This is a genomic window from uncultured Brachyspira sp. (genome assembly GCF_944390595.1).
Lineage (GTDB): Bacteria > Spirochaetota > Brachyspiria > Brachyspirales > Brachyspiraceae > Brachyspira.
The window spans coordinates 1-3,974 of record NZ_CALXRN010000090.1 but is presented as its reverse complement, the minus strand read 5'-3'; the positions used below and the strand labels follow the sequence as shown (position 1 = coordinate 3,974).

Here is a 3,974-nt window from a genome sequence, read left to right as displayed (position 1 = left end):
AAACTACTGCTGCTAATATCGGTTCAGTTGGTGCTTTAAGATTTGACCCATTTGCTATGCTTCCTTTCGCTGGATACAATATGGGCGATTATATGAAACACTGGCTTGAAATGGGAGATAAATTAGGAAATAAAGCTCCTAAAATCTTCTATGTAAACTGGTTCAGAAAAGATGCTAATGGTAAATGGTTATGGCCTGGATTCGGTGATAACTCAAGAGTATTAAAATGGATGTGTGAAAGAGTTGAAGGTAAAATCGATGCTGTTGATACTCCTATAGGTAAAATGCCTAAAGAAGGAGATTTCGATCTTTCTGGTTTAGATATACCTGAAGCTGATTTCAAAGAACTTATGAGAGTAGATGTTGATGCTTGGAAAGAGCAGTCTAAACAAATAGAAGATCATTTCAATAAGTTCGGAAGCAGACTTCCTGAAAGACTTAAAAAACAATTAGAAGAATTAAGAGCTAGATTAAGCAAATAATTTTAGTTAGTAATTTTTCTTAAGAATATAGCCAATAGTTTAACTTAATATTAAGCTATTGGCTTTTATTATAAAAAATAGTATTTTATATAATATTAAATTAAAAGGTAATATTTGTGTCATATGATTTAACGAATTTAAATGATTATGAATTTGAATTACTAATTAGAGATATATTAGAAAAAAAACTTGGTATAGAATTGAGAACCTATGCTAAAGGTAAAGATGATGGTATAGATATACAAGGCTATTATACAGAAAATAATATTATAGTGCAAGTAAAACATTATTGCCGAAGTACTTATTCGTCCTTATTAAACTCTCTGAAAAAAGAATTAGAAAAAATAGATAAATTGAAACCTGAAAAATATTATATTGTTACTAGCTTAGCACTTACTCCTAATAATATCAAAAATATATATAATATGTTTTCTTCATATATGTCAGATACATCTAATATAATAGACTCGTCTGAAATAAATAAATTATTAGAAGAAAATACGGATATAGTTGAACGACACTATAAATTATGGTTATCTTCTAGCTCTATATTACAAATAATAAATAATCAAAATATTTTAATAGATTGCGAATATTTAATTGATGATATAAAAAAAGAAAAACATTTATATGTTCAAACATCTTTCTATAGAAAATCTATTGATATATTAAATAAAAATCATGTTATTATTATAACTGGAGATCCTGGTGTTGGTAAGACAACATTATCTAAAATGTTAGTTTTATTTTATCTTGAAAAAAATTATAATGTGAGATATTCATCAGATAGCAGTATTAAAGATATTAAAAAATCTATTTTTAAAGGAAAAAATAAAGAAGTAATACTTATAGATGATTTTTTAGGACAGCATTATTTAGAATTAAGAGAAAATTATTCTAAAGAATTAAAAACATTGATTAGTCATTCAAAAAATTGCAATAAAAAATTAATACTTAATAGTAGAATAACAATTATGAATGAAGCAAAAAATTCTTTTATAGAATTTGATAAAATCATAAAAGATAATGACACTATTTTAATAGATTTAAATAAAATTAATGATTATGAAAAGGCATTAATATTGTACAATCATATTTATTTTTCAAACATTCCAATAGAATATTTTTATAATATAAAAAAAGATAAAAACTATTATAAAATAATAAAACATCATAATTATAATCCAAGAATAATAGAATATATAACCTCAAATTATAAAGATGTTGAACCTAATGAATATATAAATTTTATTATTGATAATTTAAATAATCCATCAAAGATATGGGAAAATGAATTTGTAAAAAGAATTGAAAAAGTTGATAGAATAATGATGTATACAATATATTCTCTTACAAATAATTATATAGATTTCAATATATTAAAGGAATCTTTCAATAAAAGATTATTTGAATTAAAAAGTATAGATACAACAATAAATAATTTTGATAGTACATTGAATAGATTATCAAATTCTCTTGTTAAAATAAATATAGATAAGAATAATAATAAAAATATTAGTGTATTAAACCCATCTATTAATGATTATATTTTTAACTATTTAAGATATAATGAAAATGAAATAAAGAATATATTAAATAATGCTGTTTATATAGAACAATATCTTAATTTATATAATAAATTTAATGAATCTTTTATAAAAGAAAAAATAATAAATTTAATTCATAATGGTAATATTTTTAATTTAAAAAGTTATATAAATATATATTATCATGTATTATATTGTATATTGGAATTTAACATTCAAAATTTAGAAATTACTAATATTGTAAAAGATTGTTTTATGAAAAGTTCAGATAATGTAAAAATAAATATATATTCATCTTTTATAATGAAATTATATTATAGTACCTTGTGGGATTTTTATAATCTCAATGATATATTTTTAGATGTTAATAATTTTAATGAAATATCAAAAAATATTGATTATATATTTATAATAGATATTTTATATCAAATTAAAAATAAGTATAGTTTATCTTATAATGATGATTTTATAAGAAATTTAACAAAAATGTTTGATAAAAATCTTTATAATTTCTTAGATAACTTTTTTTGGGAAAAAATGCGCGAATTTTCTGAAGAAATAGTAAATGATGCTGTTGATGATTATATATGTGAAAATAGTATAGAAGACATTAGTTATACTTTTGATATTAACTGTATATGTAAAGATATATCTTCTGTACTTGATAAATTATCAGATATTATAGAAAAGATAAATAGTATAGTTTTTTATCGTGATAAAGAAGCGTTAATATCTGATATAGAAAATAACTATGATATAGAAGATTTTTTTAAAGAAGCTTTATATAATAATAATGATTATAATTATTATGACAAAAGATATGGAGATGATTATATACCTGATGATGATATGGATCCAATAGATATAATTTTTGATAGAGATTTTAAATAAAAAGTTTTAATAAACTATTAATTATATTATTGGTTTAATTTAATATTAAGCTATTGGCTTTTATTTTTGTAATTAATTAGGATTTAAAATTTAATTACATACGCCCGCCCTATAGGTTTATAATTATTTTTGATATTTTTGTATTATTTTTCTTTTTTATTTTTTAAGTTATTTTAGCTGCCCGCCCAAGATTTTTTAAATTGTTTGTACGTTTACCGCACGCAGGGCGAAATTAAAAATATATGCGTATTTGGAGTTCAAATTTTATTATATTATAAATTTGTTAACCGTGCGTTATGTATATTTTAAATCTAGTTTGTGTATAATAATTCTATACTTTCTTTCTAAAAAATAACAATAAGAAAATTATTAAAATATATGAGAAGCTTATAATAAAACTTTTATTTTTTCTTATAATATTTTTTTACTATATTAATCATTTTTTTATCCTGAATAGCCTCAGCATATTCTAAAACATTGTAGCTTTCTTTTATACTTCTGCCGTAGTCATTATCAGGTTTCATTTTTATATTTAAATCAACACCATTTTTAAATAAATATTCCGCAACTTTATAATTGCCTTGATCTATAGCATGATATATTGCAGTATAATTCGTATAATCAGGATAATAATTCACATCAGCACCATTTTCAACCAATGCCTTAACTATTTTTAAATTACCCGCACCTGCAGCAATTGCTATAGGAGGATAATAATCTAAAAATTTTGTATCTAAATCGGCACCATTATCTTTTAAAAGTTTAACTACTTCAGGAACAGATCCGGCAAGTATAGTAGCAGGAGCAACTCCGCTGTTATTTGTAGCATTAACATCAGCACCATTTTCAATTAAAAGTTTTGAAGCTTCATAAGGGTTTTTTCCTGTAATAGCCCATAATAATGGAGTATCCCCATTCTCATCTGCCTTTCCATTAACATCTATTCCATTATCTATTAAATATTTCATTATGTTGATATTGCCTTTTTCAGAAGCATAAATAAGTGCAGATGCTCCCCAAGATGATTTTTCATTTATATCTGCATTATTTTCTA

General features: G+C 22.4%; 3 protein-coding genes. 2 read left to right on the top strand and 1 reads right to left on the bottom strand.

The genetic code is table 11. The annotated features are described in order from the left end of the window. Together Q0J90_RS04650 and Q0J90_RS04645 are read left to right on the top strand one after the other, a co-directional pair. The coding region (locus tag Q0J90_RS04650; protein ID WP_297276795.1) for a phosphoenolpyruvate carboxykinase domain-containing protein at positions 1-482 on the top strand (482 nt) is incomplete at its 5' end. 116 nt (positions 483-598) lie between these two features. Then, on the top strand, positions 599-2,920 hold the full coding sequence (locus tag Q0J90_RS04645; RefSeq protein ID WP_297276794.1) for a restriction endonuclease: 2,322 nt from the start codon (positions 599-601) through the stop codon (positions 2,918-2,920). Positions 2,921-3,321: 401 nt separating this feature from the next. Here Q0J90_RS04645 and Q0J90_RS04640 read toward each other — a convergent pair. Further along, the coding region (locus Q0J90_RS04640) for an ankyrin repeat domain-containing protein (RefSeq protein ID WP_297276793.1) at positions 3,322-3,974 on the bottom strand (653 nt) is incomplete at its 5' end.